This is a genomic window from Stenotrophomonas sp. STEN083 (genome assembly GCF_056759195.1).
Map to the genome: position 1 here is coordinate 39,432 of NZ_JBRRCU010000001.1, position 13,829 is coordinate 53,260.

Below are 13,829 nucleotides of genomic sequence, written 5' to 3' on the forward strand. Positions count from 1 at the left end.
TTCGCGGGCGTAATTATCAGTACGGTGAAACTACCTTCGGCCTTGGCCACCGCTATGAAAGCACCTTCTGCATCCACCGGGTCGGTGTCGGCATGTGACCACGCATATGAACAGTGAGAGAGAGTACGTTGATACGGAGTTGGAGGAGTTGGAGCGACTCGCCGCGACACAGAAAGAGCTCCCGCCCACTGCGCGGGACTTCGCGCCGCTGTTGTCTAGAGCTGCCTTGCTTCTCAACGAACTGGAGGGTGCTGCTAAGAATTACGTAGATCAAAGAGTGGATCGATTGTGTTTGGCTGCAGGAAGTGTCTACGTGGTACCTCAAAGCGACATGCACTCTTGGCTACGTGTTCACGAAGATCAGTAGTATTTTTGCTTCTCACGACTACCTCACAACGCGCTATCGGGAGAATCGTCGCTGCGGCATACGGCCGCAAGGAGAAGGATCATGGGAAACCAGAACCAGAACCAGAACCAGAACCAGAGCCAGCACAACCAGCAGAGGCAGCAGGATCAGCAGGATCAGCAGAACCAACGGGACGGGCGGAATCAGCAGAACCAGCAGGATCAGGATCGCAACGATCAGGAATGTAACGAACGCCGTGAACGCTAATGCTTCGAGCATCGGTCGGGGCCCCCGTAAGGGGGCCCTTTTTTTCATCTGTAAGTACGAGGCCACTTATGTCGTCCGCCAACGTCGAAGATCTCTACCTCCACGTCACACTTACGTCGCTGGTTGCGGACGGTCCCCGCGTTGCTTGGGTGGCCACGCGTGTTCAAAGAACTCAGGATAGTTCCGCTACGTCCGTTTGGGCGTGGAGCCAAGAAGACGGTATCGAACAGGTTGCCAAAGAGGGACGTTCACCTCAAGTCAGTCCCGATGGGCAACGGGTTTCCTTCATCGCCTCGGGGGATCGGCCTGACGTATGCATTTGGCAGGGTCGCGATAGTGAGCTTCAACGTGTTTCTACTGCAAACATTGAGGTGATCTCCATTCTGCAATGGAGAGCGGCGGGGAACCAGCTCCTGGTCATCAGTAAGCCTCGTGCCGGTACCGGTAGTGACGATCCTTATCGGGTTAGCGAAATCCCCTACAAGCAAGACGGTATGGGTGTGGACGTTGAGCATGTGGCTAACCTTGGATGGCTCAACATTGACGATGGCACGATAGAGTCGATAGACGCTCAAGGGCTTGAGGTGCTAGAGGCTCGCTGGTCGTCGCTAGGGGACAGGTTGGCCTTCGTTACACGAAGCCGAGGTCCTCAGAGACATCGTATGCAGCTATGGATAAAGGCAGGCGATGACCGTCCGTATCGCGCAGCGAAGGACCATGTCTCGTTCTCTGGGTTGCGTTGGTCCCCTGGCGGCAAGTGTCTGGCCTTCTCAGGATCAAAGATCGAGGGAGATTCTATCGGGCTGCTTTGCTTGTGGGAATTTCAAGCCGGACAAGTTGAGATGCAAAAGAATGTTGAGCTAGCTGTTCCGAGTTCGATCACATGGGACGGAGAGAGCCGGCTAATCGTTAACCAAGTTCATCACGGCCTTCAGCGGGTCATTGGTGTCAGCCTCAACGGGAATATTGAGCAGATAGTCGCTGAACCGATGAGCCACTGCTTGGCAATGGCGGCGGGATCGGCAAAGTTGTCGGTTGTGCTCTGTTCGCCCACTGCCGGCCCCGAGCTTTTCATGGTGGACAAGCAGGGCAGATCGTTGACTCAGGTGAGCAGCTTCAACGCATGGAGAGAGGATCGGCCGGACTTGATGTGTTCAGAACGGTGGTTTCGAGTGCCTGATGGAAATGGTGGCTTCGAGGACGTGCAGGGCTGGGTTCTTAGTGCTCCCGGCAAAGGGCCCCGCCCGTTGTTGATGGACATGCATGGCGGGCCCCACAGCATCGCCTCATTTGAATTTGAACGCCAGGTTCACTGGCCTGTTCTGGTGGAGAAGGGGTGGGCCATCTTAGCGCTCAATGCGGTGGGCTCGAACAGTTACGGGAGCGACTTTGCGCATCGCCTCCGTGGCAAGTGGGGAGAACTGGACTATCCCCAGTGGCAGGAGGCACGGCGACAATTGCGCGCAGAAGGCATCGCATCTGACGTCGCGGCCTGCTTTGGCCATTCGTACGGCGGCTTCTTGTCGGCCTGGGCGCTAGGCCACGATGAGGCTTTGTCCTGTGGCGTAGTGTCTGGAGGGGTGATTAATCTTATTTCGCACACCGGGAATTCAGACACCGGCTACTACGTCGGGCCCTATGCGATGAGTGGGGAACTCAGTGAATGCGTCCAGCGCTATTGGGAGCTATCCCCATTGGCCTATGCCAACAGTATCCACGCTCAGACATTGATGCTGCAGGGCGATGCCGACGAGCGCTGTCCGCTGGGCCAAGGCGAAGAGCTTCTTGCAGGGCTACTGCGGAGGGGCGGCGTCAAGGCCGAGATGCTTGTATTCCCAGGTGGTTCGCACCACCTCTCATCTAGGGGCCGCCCAAGCCATCGTGTGTGCTACTACTCTGCGTTGGTGGAGTGGCTCGAAGATGCCAAGAGTTCCACCAATAACAGTATCCGGGCGGGCCAATAGGCCCGCCCGGTAAGCTCTACTGCTGTGCCGCAGCCTTATTGCCGCCCTGCTTCGCCAGCAAAGTCAGCTTCTCGTCGGTGGCCTTCTCCTCGTCCAACGTCTCGAGGAGGAGCGGAAGGGCATCCTTATAGCCGAGCTGTTTCGCCAAGGCGGCGATTGTGCCGTAAGACGCGATTTCATAGTGCTCAACCTTCTGGGCACCACCAATCAGGGCGGCATCTCGCACCGGGCCTTCCTCGATGCTGTCGATTGCATCCTTCCCCTCTTCGACGAGGCCCTCCATCGCTGCGCATTTGATGCGCTTAAGGCGAACACCGAGGAGCTCGACTACTTGGTCAATGCGCTCGATCTGACCTTGTGTCTCTTCGAGGTGAGTCTCAAACGCGGCAGCCAAGTCTGGATTGAAAGCAGCGCGGGCCAGACGGGGCAGAGCCTTGGTAAGTTGCTTCTCTGCACTGTAGATGTCTGACAATTCGTGGATGAAGAGATCTTCCGCAGTCTTAATCGCCATGTCCAGCTCCGATTGTTGAGGAGCGGATACGGTAGGGAACCGTAGGTTACCAACCCGCCTACGTATGTGAATGTTGGGTGGACAGGGTAGCTTGCTTTCGTGCTTGCCACTGGTTTGGGAACGGCGTTCCACCCATGCGCCACCCGCCATGCGCATGCAGCCGACATCACACCGGAGTCTGTGCGGATTTATATGCGGACGCTGTTCTAAATCGCCCTCACTTTTGTGCGAGGCCTCCATTCGGGGGATGTCCGCTCTTGGCCGATAGCGGACGTAGGGACCGCGGCGCATGTCTACTTCATCCTTGGCGATTCGGTCTCAGCTCGATGCAAGCTGACCATCTGCCTGCCAGCTTGTCGACCTTGCCTGAAAATGGGATCTGCAAGCTACCGTTGACACTGTGCCGGGACAGCGATGACTCCGCATTTCCCCTTAGGCCATCTATCAGTATACAATTGGGTGTCAAATACTGAACGGATCGGCCAGCGATGACTCCACCCTGACGCTTGATTGAAGAAGCGATCCAGACTCTTAGGTCTGGAAGGGTGCCTGTTTATTTCGTTTGGCGCGCACGGCTGTGCGCGGAGATCATTTCACATGTCCGTAATTTATACCCTGCGCCAGCAATGGCTCGGCAATATCCGTGGTGACCTGCTGTCGGGCATCGTCGTTGCGCTGGCACTGATTCCCGAGGCGATCGCCTTTTCCATCATCGCTGGCGTCGACCCCAAGGTGGGTTTGTATGCCTCTTTCTGCATCGCCGTCATCACCGCCATCGCCGGTGGTCGCCCTGGCATGATCTCGGCTGCGACCGGCGCCATGGCGCTACTGATGGTCACGCTGGTGCGTGAGCACGGCATCCAATATTTGTTTGCCGCCACCATCCTGGCTGGCGTGCTGCAGATGCTGGCCGGCGCCCTGCGCTTGGGCTCCCTGATGCGCTTTGTGTCGCGCTCGGTGGTGACCGGTTTTGTGAACGCGCTGGCGATTCTGATCTTCATGGCACAGCTTCCCGAGCTCATCGATATGCCGTGGATGGTGTACGCGATCTGTGCTGTGGGTCTGGCAATCATCTACCTGCTGCCGCTGTTGACCAAAGCCGTTCCTTCGGCATTGGTGGCGATCGTGGTTCTCACGGCCGCCTCCATGTACTTTGGCTTCGAGGTGCGCACCGTCGGCGACATGGGCGCGTTGCCTGACAGCCTGCCTTCGTTCCTGATTCCGGACGTGCCATTTACCTGGGAAACACTCCAGATCCTGCTGCCGGTATCGGCGACACTGGCGGTCGTTGGCCTGTTGGAATCGCTGATGACCGCGCAGATCGTCGAGGACATGACCGATACCCCCAGTCAGAAGAATCGCGAATGTGCGGGCCAAGGCTTGGCTAACACCGTAACGGGCTTCTTCGGGGGCATGGCGGGCTGTGCAATGATCGGCCAGTCAGTGATCAACATCACGTCCGGTGGCCGGGGCCGCCTCTCGTGCCTGGTGGCCGGCGTGGTTCTGCTTTTGCTGGTTGTTTATGGGTCAAACCTGGTGAGTCAGATCCCGATGGCCGCGCTGGTCGCGGTGATGATCATGGTCAGCATCGGCACCTTCAACTGGCGCTCACTGCGCGAACTGGCCATTCATCCCAAGAGCTCTTCAGTCGTGATGATTGGCACCGTCATCGTGACCGTGGCTACCCACGACCTTGCTAAGGGCGTGCTGACAGGCGTGGTCCTGTCGGCGGTGTTCTTCACCCGCAAGGTCGGCAAGATGCTGATCATTGACGACACCCAGGTCGACACCGACTCGCGCGTCTACGTGGTGAAGGGGCAGGTGTTCTTTGCGTCTGCTGGACAGTTCGTGAGCAGCTTCAACTATCTGGATGTCCCCAAGAACGTCAAAATCGATCTGAAGGATGCCCACTTTTGGGACCTCACGGCCGTTGATGCGCTCGACAGGGTAGTGATGAAGCTGCGCGAGCACGGCGCGACCGTTGAAGTGTTCGGTCTCAACGATGCAAGTGAGACCTTGGTTGACCGCCTAGGGAAGCACCGTACTCCAGGCGCCGCGCTGTCGTCGGGCCATTGAATGAGCGAAGCGGGCACCGAAAGGTGCCCGCGTCCCTTCCGGCAGTCATCGAACTGACATATGGGACGGTAATACTTCGATCATTCTAGATAAATGGTTGCGATGATATGCGTACGCTGAATGTTCTGTTCCTCTGCACAGGCAACTCGGCGCGCAGCATTCTTGCCGAGGCCCTAGCCAACCATTTAGGGCGCGAACGTATCCAGGCTTACAGTGCTGGCAGTCATCCCAAGGACGCAGTTCATCCAGTGGCCCTGCAGGCGCTCTCGGAGATTGGCTTCGACACTGCCGGGCTGTCGAGCAAGTCGTGGGAAGCATTCGCAGGTCCGGGAGCACCACAGATGGATCTCATCGTGACCGTGTGCGATCGCGCTGCGGGCGAGGCATGTCCAGTGTGGCCAGGTCAGCCGGCCACCGCCCACTGGGGTATCCCCGACCCAGCTGCAGTGCAGGGCAGCGCGGAGCAGGTCCACAGGGCGTTCCTGAGCACGCTTCACCAGCTCCAGCACCGTGTGGGACTGCTGTTGGCGCTCAAGCCTGAAGCGCTGGACCGCATGACCCTGCAATCGCAGGTGCGGGCGCTGGACAATGGCGCCGAGGCTCAGGGGCCAGATGGCGGCTGAGAAACGGCCCCAACGTAGTCGCTGATCTGCCTTACTGCCTCGCGCGCGTAACGGGTCACTCCGATCAGCGTGGCCGACGCTGCCCCATTCCAGTCACCATACCCAAGCAGCCAGACCGATGGCGCTGCGACCGAACGGACCTGGGTGTCATCCACGTCGATACGACCCTGGGCGTTGACCAGGCCCAGTCCTTCCAGGTGGGACAAGGCCGGCCGGAAGCCGGTGCACCAGATCACCGCGTCGAAGTTGCGTTCGCTGCCATCTGCCCACTGCATGCCGGTGGTGGTGAAACGGACAGGTGGCGTCATGGAGACCAGTACACCGCGGCGCCGTGCGTCCACCACCGGCGGCACCATGACGATGTCGCCTAAACCACCCTGCGGAAGATCCGGTCCGCGTCCTTCCTGCTGAGCCCTCCACTTCTCGGTTGCGCGTGCGAACAGAACGCGCCCGTCGACATCGTCGGCCAGGAAGGCTGGCTTGCCCTGGGTGATCCAGGTGGTGTCGGCCACCTTTGATACCTCGGCCAGAATCTGTGCCCCTGAGTTGCCGCTGCCGATGATCGCCACGCGCATTCCGGCAAAGGATCCAGGATGGCTGTAGTGGGCCGAGTGCAGCTGCACGCCGCCGAATGCGTCCATACCTTCATAGTCGGGCGTGTAGGGATGCCGCCAGGTACCTGTGGCGCTTATCACTGCACGCGTATGCCACTGTCGGCCGTCATCTGCTTCCACCAGCAGCCGGGTTCCCGAACGACTGACGCGTTCCACCTGCACGGGACGGATGACGGGCAGCGCATATTTATGCTCGTAGCGCGCGAGGTAGTCGAGCACTTCCGCCTGCGACGGGTACGGTTCCCGGGTGGGAGGCATCGGCCAACCGGGAATCGAGCTCCAGCCCGCTGGCGAGAACAGATGCAAGGATTTCCACGCATGCTGCCACGCCCCACCAGGTGACGTTTCAGCATCAAGAATCACATAGGACAGCCCGCTGCGACGCAGGAAGTAGCCGGCCGAAAGACCCGCCTGGCCACCTCCGATCACCACCACATCGACGTTGTCCATCTGGACTTCCTCCCACCGCTGCACTCAGGCGGCGTTCTTGTGCTGCTGTTGATCGGAGATCTTGAGTGCATCCAGATAGCGCTCCGCGTCCAGTGCGGCCATGCAGCCGAAGCCGGCCGAGGTGATCGCCTGGCGATAGTGCTGGTCGGCCACGTCGCCGGCGGCGAACACGCCTTCCACCGAGGTCTGGGTGGCGTTGCCGCCCAGGCCCGAACGGATTTCCAGGTAACCGTTGTTCATGGCCAACTGGCCGTCGAACAGCTGGGTGTTCGGGTGGTGGCCGATGGCCACGAAGAAGCCGTGGGCATCGATGTCGCGGGTGCTGCCGTCCAGGGTCGACTTCACGCGCACGCCGGTCACGCCCGCCTCGTTGCCCAGCACTTCCTCCACCTGGTGGTGCCAGACGGTTTCGATCTTGCCGGCTTCAACCTTGGCGAACAGCTTGTCCTGCATGATCTTTTCCGCCTTCAGGGTGTCGCGGCGGTGGACCAGATAGACCTTGCGGGCGATGTTGGACAGGTACAGCGCTTCTTCCACGGCAGTGTTGCCGCCGCCGACCACGACCACGTCCTGGTCACGGTAGAAGAAGCCGTCGCAGGTGGCGCAGGCGGAGACGCCGCGGCCCTTGAATTCGTCTTCGGTGGGAATGCCCAGGTACTTGGCGGTGGCGCCGGTGGCGATGATCAGCGCGTCGCAGGTGTATTCGGCGCTGTCGCCGATCAGCTTGAACGGACGCTGCTGCAGGTCGGCGGCATGGATGTGGTCGAAGATGACTTCCGTCTCGAAGCGCTCGGCGTGCGCCTGCATGCGCGCCATCAGATCCGGGCCCATCAAGCCATGGGCGTCGCCCGGCCAGTTGTCCACTTCGGTGGTGGTCATCAGCTGGCCACCCTGCTGCAGGCCGGTGATGACGACCGGCTTCAGGTTGGCGCGGGCAGCGTAGACGGCAGCGGTCCAACCGGCCGGGCCGGAACCGAGGATCAGCAATGGAATGTGTCGGGTGGTGCTCATGGCTCAGCGGCTCCGTGCATCGGCAGGAAAGTAGCGCTTGCCCAGCCGCAGGGCGACATGGACCAGCAGGATCAGTACTGGCACTTCCACCAGCGGGCCGATGACGGCGGCGAAGGCGACCGGCGAGGCCAGGCCGAAGGCCGCGATGGCTACCGCAATGGCCAGTTCGAAGTTGTTGCCGGCCGCGGTGAACGCGATCGCAGTAGTGCGTGGATAGTCCTTGGCGATCAGCTTGCCCATGAAGAAGCTGATGACGAACTGGATGATGAAGTACAGCGTCAGCGGGATCGCGATGCGTACCGCGTCCATCGGAATGCGCAGCACGTCACCGCCTTTCAGGCTGAACATCGCCACGATGGTGAACAGCAGTGCGGCGAGCGTTATCGGGCTGATGGCAGGCAGGAACTTCTCTTCATACCACTGCACGCCCTTGCGCGTCTTCAGCCATCGACTGGTGAGGAAGCCGGCCAAGAATGGGATGCCCAGGTAGATCAGAACCGCCTCGGCGATGGTCCAGACGCTGACATCGATGACGCTGCCCTGTAGCCCGAACACCGGTGGCAACCAGGAAAGGAAGAACCACGCGTAGACGCTGAACAGCGCGATCTGGAAGATCGAGTTGAATGCCACCAGGCCGGCCACGTACTGGCCGTCGCCGCGGGCGAGCTGGTTCCACACCAGCACCATGGCGATGCAGCGCGCCAGGCCGATCAGGATCAGGCCGGTCATGTACTCGGGGTAGTCGCGCAGGAACAGCACCGCCAGCCCGAACATCAGGAACGGGCCCACGATCCAGTTCTGCAGCAGCGAGAGCATCAGCACGCGCTTGTCGGCAAAGACGGTGGGCAGTTCCTCGTACTTCACCTTGGCCAGCGGCGGGTACATCATCAGGATCAGGCCAATGGCGATCGGGATGTTGGTCGACCCTACGGAAAGGCTGTTCAACGCGCTGGGCACGCCTTCGAACATCGCGCCCAGGCCGACGCCGAGCGCCATGGCGGCGAAGATCCACAGCGTCAGGTACCGGTCCAGAAACGACAGGCGGGAGGTGTCAGTGGTCATGGGGTTTTCCGGGAAGACGGTCAGTGGATCTGCGCAATCGGATCAAGCTGGGCCTTGAGAGACTCACGGTCATCCCATGCCCCGTCAGGAATCTCCAGGAAGGCCTTCAGGCGGGCCTTGATGATCTGATGCGCCCGGTCGAACGCTTCAGCCTTCTGTGCATCCGAGCCTTCCACACCGGCCGGGTCGAAAAGGCCCCAGTGCACGCGCACGAAATCGCCAAACACAACCGGGCACGCCTCGGCGGCCGCGCTGTCGCACACGGTGACGATCAGATCCATGGCAGCCGCATCCGCTTCGGCAAACTCGTCCCAGGACTTGCTGCGCAGGCCCTCCACCGGGAAGCCCTCGCGCTGCAATTGGGCAATGGCGAACGGATTGACCCGACCGGCTGGCTGGCTGCCTGCACTGAAGGACTGATAGCGGCCTTCGCCCCACTTTTTCAGGGTCGATTCGGCCAACACGCTGCGCGCGGAATTGCCGGTACAAAGGAACAGAACACGACGGGTCATTTTGGCGATCTCTGGGGTAAGGGGTCAGCAGCCTGCGGGGCGTTCACAGGCCTGTTCGTCGGCACAGCAGTTTTCGGTGAGGTAGGCCACCAGCGCGTTCATCGCCACGAACTCGGCCCGGTAGCAGATGGTCCGGCCACGTTGCTCGGCGCTGATCAGTCCCGCAGCCAGCAGTTCCTTCAGGTGGAAGGAGAGCGTGGCGCCAGGCAAAGAGAGGGCTTGGGCAATGTCGCCGGCCAGCTTGCCGGCGCTGCCAGCCTGAACCAGAAGACGGAAGATCGACAGGCGGGTGGCATGACCTAGGGCTGCCAAGGCGTGGGTTGCGTTCTTATGTTCCATGATTCTAGAATAATCGAAGAAAAATGACAGGACAACCCCCGTGCAGCAGATCCCCAACGTGGTCCCGGGTGCCATGGACATTCCCACGGCCGCCAAGCTCAACGATCCGGCCGCGCAGCCACACCGGCCACGCATCCTGATCCTGTACGGGTCGCTGCGGCCGCAGTCGTTCAGCCGCAAGCTGGCGCTTGAGGCGCAGCGGCTGCTGGAGCAGCTTGGGGCGGAAACCCGCCTCTTTGATCCACATGAGCTACCCATGCTTGACTCGGTGCCGGCCACGCACCCCAAGGTGCAGGAGCTGCGCCAGGCCTCGCTGTGGTCGGAAGGACACGTTTGGGTCAGCCCGGAACGCCACGGCACCCTTACGGCGGTATTCAAGAACCAGATCGACTGGCTGCCGCTCGAAGAGGGCAGCGTTCGACCCACCCAGGGCCGTACGCTGGCAGTGATGCAGGTCTGCGGCGGTTCCCAGTCGTTCAACGTCGTCAACGCGCTGCGCGTGCTCGGCCGGTGGATGCGGATGGTCACAATTCCGAACCAATCCTCGGTGGCCAAGGCCTGGCAGGAGTTCGATGACGACGGTCGAATGAAGCCTTCGGCGTACTACGATCGCGTGGTGGACGTGATGGAGGAACTGGTCAAGTTCACCCTGCTGGTGCGCGGGCGTAGTGACTACCTGGTGGACCGCTACAGCGAGCGCAAGGGGGCCGTCGAGGCGGCAGCGCTGGCCGCTGCCGCAGGCGTGGTGGAGACCGTTTTGAACCAAGAGGAAAGTGCGTGAACGCTGTCATCTATCACAACCCAAAGTGCGGCACCTCCCGCAATACCTTGGCGCTGATCCGCTTTGCCGGGATCGAGCCGGAAGTGATCGACTACCTGACCCACCCGCCCAGCCGTGCGCGCCTGGTCGAGCTTATTACGGCGGCGGGGTTGAGCGTGCGCGATGCCATCCGGCAGAAGGGAACGCCGTATGACGAACTCGGGCTAGGCAACGCAGCACTGAGCGAGGACGCGCTGCTGGATGCGATGCTGGCGCACCCGATACTCATCAATCGTCCTCTGGTACAAACCGATAGGGGTACTCGTCTGTGCCGGCCTTCGGAAGTGGTGCTGGAGATCCTGCCGCCGCTGCCCGGACCGTTCCGAAAGGAAGATGGAGAGTGGGTGACCGGGCACGCCGGAAGCTCGACGCCGTGATCCCATTGCCAGGCTGGGCTTGCTGCCGCTGAGAACCACAGGAGGTCATGCCCCATGTCGGCGCTGGATCCCACGACAAGCGACAGCGCATGGCGCGTCTTCCTGGTGTTTGTGCGACTGGGACTGACTTCGTTTGGCGGCCCGATTGCCCACCTGAGCTATTTCCGCAACGAGTTCGTCGAGCGTCGCCGTTGGCTGACGGACCGTAGCTATTCCGATCTGGTTGCCCTGTGCCAACTACTTCCGGGCCCGGCCAGCAGCCAGGTTGGAATGGCGCTGGGCTTGCGTCGCGCCGGCTGGCCTGGCCTGCTGGCCGCCTGGGCAGGCTTTACGCTGCCATCGGCCGTGCTGATGATCCTGTTCGCCTTGGGCGTTACCGAGTACCAGGGCATCGTTGAAACCGGCTGGCTGCATGGTCTGAAGATCGTGGCAGTTGCCGTGGTGGCCCAAGCAGTATGGGGAATGGCCCGGTCCCTTTGCCCGGACCGTCTGCGGGCAGCGATGGCGTTTTTTGCCGCTGTGTTGACTTTGTCCATACCCACGGTCGTCGGGCAGATCGTGGTGATCATCCTCAGCGGATTGATCGGTCGCTGGATGCTGAAGATCGAACCGGCCTCCGGCCAATCAGACGGCGGCTATTCCGTCTCGCGAAGAACCGGCACGGTGGCACTGGTGCTACTGGTGCTGCCGCTTGTTCTGCTGCCCTTGTGGGCGGTAGCTAGCGGCTCCCCCTTGGCCGTGCTGTTGGAGGGTGTGTACCGCGCTGGCGCCCTGGTCTTCGGCGGCGGCCATGTCGTGCTGCCGTTGCTGCAGACCGCAGTCGTCCAGAGCGGCACCGTGAGCACGGTGGATCTGCTCGCCGGGTACGGTGCGGCGCAGGCGGTGCCGGGCCCTCTCTTCTCCTTTGCGGCATACCTGGGGGCTATGGCCGAGGGGCCGCTGGGTGGCTGGGCAGGAGGCCTTGCGCTGTTGGTGGTCATTTTCCTGCCAGCCGTTCTCGTGCTCGTAGGGGTGCTGCCGTTCTGGGAGTCCCTGCGCCCCCGCAAGGATCTCCAAGCTTCGATTGCAGGCGTCAATGCCGGGGTGGTCGGCATCCTGTTGGCGGCGTTGTATGACCCGGTGTGGACGAGCGCGATCCATGACCGATGGGATGTCGCGATGGCGTTGGTTGCGTTTGGGCTACTGGTCGTTGCGCGTGCTCCGCCGGTCCTGGTCGTGTTGCTGGCTGCCGTGGCGGGTTGGGCGATGACGGGATAGCGCCGCCAGGACGGTCAGGAGCGTTTCGGCAGCGCAACCTGATGTCCGCTTCTGGCCGACAGCGGACGTCAACTTTGACTTTGGACTTTTTGTCCGGAGACCTTCAGGAATGCTTGGAGGTATCCGGGCAGGCCACAGATCCATGCCTCTGCCTCTCAAGGTGAAGAGGTAGAGGTCCATAAGTGGGGTGTCATCGACAGGCGGCGCCGCTGTCCGAGTAAGTCCAACAGCATCCAATCAACTAAGGGGTACAAATGGGGGTATTTTCAACGTAGGATTTATATTTATTGCATTTAAAACAATTGGTTGTATCGACTATTTGGGTCAGATAAGCGCACCATCGCCTGATCCTATGGCGTCCAAGCAAGTCCAGAATTCATACTAAGCCCGCAGAAATGCGGGTTTTTTTGTGCGTTTTGGTCCGGGCGTGTCCACGTACATCCAGCGGCGTTGGGGGTACAAGTGGGATGTCGCCTATCCGTAAACTTGATCCAGGTATTTCTAGCGATCTCCGGGCCAGCTAGCCCCAAGGAGACCACTGATGCGCAGGGGCAAGTTCACCGGGAGCAGGTCGTTGCGACGTTTAAGCAGGTTGAGGCTGGAAGGCAGATCAAGGATATCTGCCATGAGCTGGGAGTTTCCAATGCGACTTACTACGGGTGGAAATACAAGTGCGGCGGCATGGATGCTTTGGAGCGACTAGCTGCGGCAATACTGTTGGAGGCGATGCAGGCTCCCCCTGAGCTTTCTGCCAAGCCAAACAAGCCCGGCAACGCGATTTTCCAGGAGTGTGAGCGATGACAAAGCGGAAAAGTTGGGCGCCATGTTCTCCTCCACCCACTGCCCGTTCCAAATGCTGCGCGTTCGCAGCCTGCATTCTGCTGATAGCGCCTGCCTCATCGACGGCGGCGGTGGAGCAGGCATCATCGAAGCAGTGCGCCAATCCGGCCTTTGTTCTCGAAACGTTTCGTACAGATGAGTTGCCCTCAACTGTGAAAAGCAGTTTGCGCGTTGTGAGTGACTACGTTGCGCCAGTATCGGCATCGGAGATATCGAGCTCATGCGGCCAGTATCTGACCAGCTTTCGAGGCTCCACCTATGGATTCTCAACAGACGTGGTGATCGGGCCGAACCGTGCTTCTACTGGCCTTGAGGCGAGAAGGGTAGAAGTCCCGCATGGACGAACATCTCCAAGAATCGAAGATAGACGCATCTATTTCAGCGAAAATAGAATCGCCTCTGCACGCGATGGCAGATCGGTCGACCTTATTTTGTCGAGCAGCGATGGCCACTCCGAAGTCTCCATCGTTACCACCGCAAGCTCAGGTGCTGTCAACCGGTTGGTGCTACTGAACGCTGATGCCACCATCCGATCTGTCGACTGGATTGGCTCAGTGCATGGCGACCAAGGCGTTCTCTATGTCCTTGAGGAAGGCAGCGGACTCGTTGGTCATATGTATGTTCTCAAGGTCGAAGCCGCGCTTGGAGAGGCCACGCCTTAGCCGGACGTGGTCCGCGTGACCATCTCCCAGTTTTCTGAGCAATTCAAAAGTAGAGAAATCCGGCGAAACCGACCCCGGGCAGAGAGGTGGTTTGGTCA

General features: G+C 60.5%; 14 protein-coding genes and 1 pseudogene. 8 read left to right on the forward strand and 7 right to left on the reverse strand.

The features are described from left to right. Window positions 1-400 precede the first annotated feature (400 nt). The gene (locus ACVOK8_RS00145) at window positions 401-625 is read right to left on the reverse strand and encodes a hypothetical protein (protein WP_481565034.1); all 225 of its coding nucleotides are present in this window, start codon (window positions 623-625) and stop codon (window positions 401-403) included. Window positions 626-681: 56 nt separating this feature from the next. Here ACVOK8_RS00145 and ACVOK8_RS00150 point away from each other — a divergent pair, with 56 nt between their 5' ends. Further along, on the forward strand, window positions 682-2,577 hold the full coding sequence (locus ACVOK8_RS00150) for a S9 family peptidase (protein WP_481565035.1): 1,896 nt from the start codon (window positions 682-684) through the stop codon (window positions 2,575-2,577). 16 nt (window positions 2,578-2,593) lie between these two features. Here ACVOK8_RS00150 and ACVOK8_RS00155 read toward each other — a convergent pair whose 3' ends face one another. Continuing rightward, window positions 2,594-3,088 carry a YciE/YciF ferroxidase family protein gene (locus tag ACVOK8_RS00155; RefSeq protein ID WP_481565036.1) on the reverse strand — a complete coding sequence of 165 codons (495 nt, stop codon included), beginning with the start codon at window positions 3,086-3,088 and terminating at the stop codon, window positions 2,594-2,596. Between the two features lie 597 nt (window positions 3,089-3,685). Here ACVOK8_RS00155 and ACVOK8_RS00160 point away from each other — a divergent pair. Both ACVOK8_RS00160 and ACVOK8_RS00165 read left to right on the forward strand, forming a co-directional pair. After that, window positions 3,686-5,164 (forward strand): SulP family inorganic anion transporter, encoded by a 1,479-nt coding sequence (locus tag ACVOK8_RS00160; RefSeq protein WP_282271294.1) that lies wholly within the window; start codon window positions 3,686-3,688, stop codon window positions 5,162-5,164. 107 nt (window positions 5,165-5,271) lie between these two features. Continuing rightward, window positions 5,272-5,787: an arsenate reductase ArsC gene (locus ACVOK8_RS00165; protein WP_197639855.1), complete on the forward strand. Its 516-nt coding sequence runs from the start codon at window positions 5,272-5,274 to the stop codon at window positions 5,785-5,787. Here ACVOK8_RS00165 and ACVOK8_RS00170 read toward each other — a convergent pair. The 5 genes from ACVOK8_RS00170 to ACVOK8_RS00190 are packed head-to-tail and all read right to left on the reverse strand — an operon-like array spanning window position 5,766 to window position 9,775. Next, complete coding sequence (locus tag ACVOK8_RS00170; RefSeq protein ID WP_197639853.1) at window positions 5,766-6,851, reverse strand: ArsO family NAD(P)H-dependent flavin-containing monooxygenase; 1,086 nt, start codon at window positions 6,849-6,851, stop codon at window positions 5,766-5,768. The genes ACVOK8_RS00165 and ACVOK8_RS00170 overlap by 22 nt on opposite strands. 24 nt (window positions 6,852-6,875) lie before the next feature. Beyond that, window positions 6,876-7,862 carry a thioredoxin-disulfide reductase gene (trxB, locus tag ACVOK8_RS00175; RefSeq protein WP_282272492.1) on the reverse strand — a complete coding sequence of 329 codons (987 nt, stop codon included), beginning with the start codon at window positions 7,860-7,862 and terminating at the stop codon, window positions 6,876-6,878. Window positions 7,863-7,865: 3 nt separating this feature from the next. Next, window positions 7,866-8,924, reverse strand: coding sequence for an ACR3 family arsenite efflux transporter (arsB, locus tag ACVOK8_RS00180; RefSeq protein WP_049402941.1), 1,059 nt, complete (start codon window positions 8,922-8,924; stop codon window positions 7,866-7,868). A 20-nt stretch (window positions 8,925-8,944) separates the two neighbouring features. Continuing rightward, complete coding sequence (locus ACVOK8_RS00185; protein ID WP_049402942.1) at window positions 8,945-9,436, reverse strand: arsenate reductase ArsC; 492 nt, start codon at window positions 9,434-9,436, stop codon at window positions 8,945-8,947. Between the two features lie 24 nt (window positions 9,437-9,460). After that, complete coding sequence (locus tag ACVOK8_RS00190; RefSeq protein ID WP_099472789.1) at window positions 9,461-9,775, reverse strand: ArsR/SmtB family transcription factor; 315 nt, start codon at window positions 9,773-9,775, stop codon at window positions 9,461-9,463. A 40-nt stretch (window positions 9,776-9,815) separates the two neighbouring features. Between ACVOK8_RS00190 and arsH the strand changes: the two genes are divergently transcribed. The 5 genes and pseudogenes from arsH (at window position 9,816) to ACVOK8_RS00215 (ending at window position 13,731) form a co-directional block, all read left to right on the forward strand. Further along, the gene (gene arsH / locus ACVOK8_RS00195) at window positions 9,816-10,556 is read left to right on the forward strand and encodes an arsenical resistance protein ArsH (protein WP_282272509.1); all 741 of its coding nucleotides are present in this window, start codon (window positions 9,816-9,818) and stop codon (window positions 10,554-10,556) included. Then, on the forward strand, window positions 10,553-10,972 hold the full coding sequence (arsC, locus tag ACVOK8_RS00200) for an arsenate reductase (glutaredoxin) (protein WP_197639835.1): 420 nt from the start codon (window positions 10,553-10,555) through the stop codon (window positions 10,970-10,972). The genes arsH and arsC overlap by 4 nt, the downstream gene beginning before the upstream one ends. Before the next feature lie 54 nt (window positions 10,973-11,026). Further along, entirely contained in the window at window positions 11,027-12,229 is a 1,203-nt protein-coding gene (chrA, locus tag ACVOK8_RS00205) for a chromate efflux transporter (RefSeq protein ID WP_481565037.1), read from the forward strand. A gap of 541 nt (window positions 12,230-12,770) precedes the next feature. After that, window positions 12,771-12,925 (forward strand): annotated as a pseudogene (locus ACVOK8_RS00210) (transposase); the annotation flags it as partial. Window positions 12,926-13,026: 101 nt separating this feature from the next. Next, window positions 13,027-13,731, forward strand: a complete 705-nt coding sequence (locus ACVOK8_RS00215) for a hypothetical protein (RefSeq protein WP_481565038.1) — start codon at window positions 13,027-13,029, stop codon at window positions 13,729-13,731. Window positions 13,732-13,829: the final 98 nt, after the last annotated feature.